Origin of the sequence: Azoarcus sp. L1K30, from assembly GCF_018122735.1 — a bacterium.
GTDB lineage: Bacteria > Pseudomonadota > Gammaproteobacteria > Burkholderiales > Rhodocyclaceae > Parazoarcus.
On the sequence record NZ_JAGRRD010000004.1, the window covers coordinates 1 to 1286 of the forward strand.

The window sequence follows — 1286 nt, forward strand, 5'->3', positions numbered from 1 at the left end:
TGAGCTGCCCCACGAATTTCGTCTTCCAACGTAGTCGTCGTACGATCGACGCAACGACAGGAAGAACGACGTGAAACGCATCCCGAAACAGGAATACACGGCCGAGTTCAAGGAGCAGGCCGTCAAGCGAGCCGACGAGGTCGGCAGCATTGCCCGTGCCGCCGAAGAACTGGGGCTGGTCGAGCAGACGCTGCGCAACTGGGTCAAGGCGGCGAAAGAGGGCAAGCTGAACCCGGCCGGTGCTAAGCAGATCACTGCCGAGCAGATGGAGCTGTCCCGGTTACGCGCCCAGGTAGCGCGCCTCGAGATGGAAAATGAGATCCTAAAAAAAGCGACGGCATATTTCGCGAAGGAGCTGCTGTGAAATATGCCTGGATCGAGAAGCAGCGCAGATCCTTCCCGTTGCCGGTCCTGTGCGACGCCCTGTCGGTGAGCCAGAGCGGCTTTCGGGCCTGGCAGGCTGGCGGTACGCCGGACCGCCAGCGGCTGACCGATGCGCAGGCGCTGGTCCTGATTCGCGCGCTTCACCAGGAGGTTCGGCAAGCGTATGGAGCGCGACGCATTCACGCAGAGTTGCGCGGGCGTGGCTACCGGATCGGTCTGCCGCGCATCGAACGCCTGATGCGTGAGAACGGCATCCGGGCGCGGCACAAGCGGCGTTACAAGGCGACCACGGATTCCAGGCACAGCCTGCCCGTGGCAGAGAATGTGCTGGATCGCCGCTTCGGGCCTGACGCCCCGAACCGAGTGTGGACGGGCGACATCACCTACATCGCCACCGCCGAGGGCTGGCTGTATCTGGCAGTCGTGATCGATCTGTTCAACCGCGAAGTGATCGGCTGGTCGATCAAGCCGCGGATGACGACCGACCTGGTACTCGATGCGCTGTCGATGGCGTGGTTCCGCCGTAGGCCGGAACCCGGGGTGCTGTTCCATTCCGACCGGGGAAGCCAATATGCCAGTCATGCCTACCAAGCCCGCCTGGCCAAATACGGCATGCGCGGATCGATGTCGCGCAAGGGCAACTGCTGGGACAATGCCCCGACCGAGAGCTTCTTCAACAGCCTCAAAAATGAGCGAGTTCATGGCGTGAGCTATACGACTCGCAACGAAGCCAAGAGCGATCTGTTCCAGTACATCGCCGTGTTCTACAACCGGAGCCGCCGCCACTCCTCCTTGGGATACCTGTCCCCGACCACGTTCCTGCAAAACTGGATCGAACGACAGGATCAGCAAGAAATGGCAGCATAAGGACGACCGCTTGGAAGGCGGAAAACGTAGGGCAC

1 protein-coding gene is annotated in these 1286 nt (G+C 61.7%); it reads left to right on the forward strand.

Annotation, left to right across the window (positions count from 1 at the left end):
* The first annotated feature begins 70 nt into the window (after positions 1-70).
* A protein-coding gene (locus tag J5J83_RS22825) for an IS3 family transposase (RefSeq protein ID WP_212353707.1) occupies positions 71-1251 on the forward strand; the annotation gives its coding sequence in 2 pieces (ribosomal slippage) (positions 71-323 and positions 323-1251; 1182 coding nt in all).
* The last annotated feature ends 35 nt before the right edge of the window (positions 1252-1286 follow it).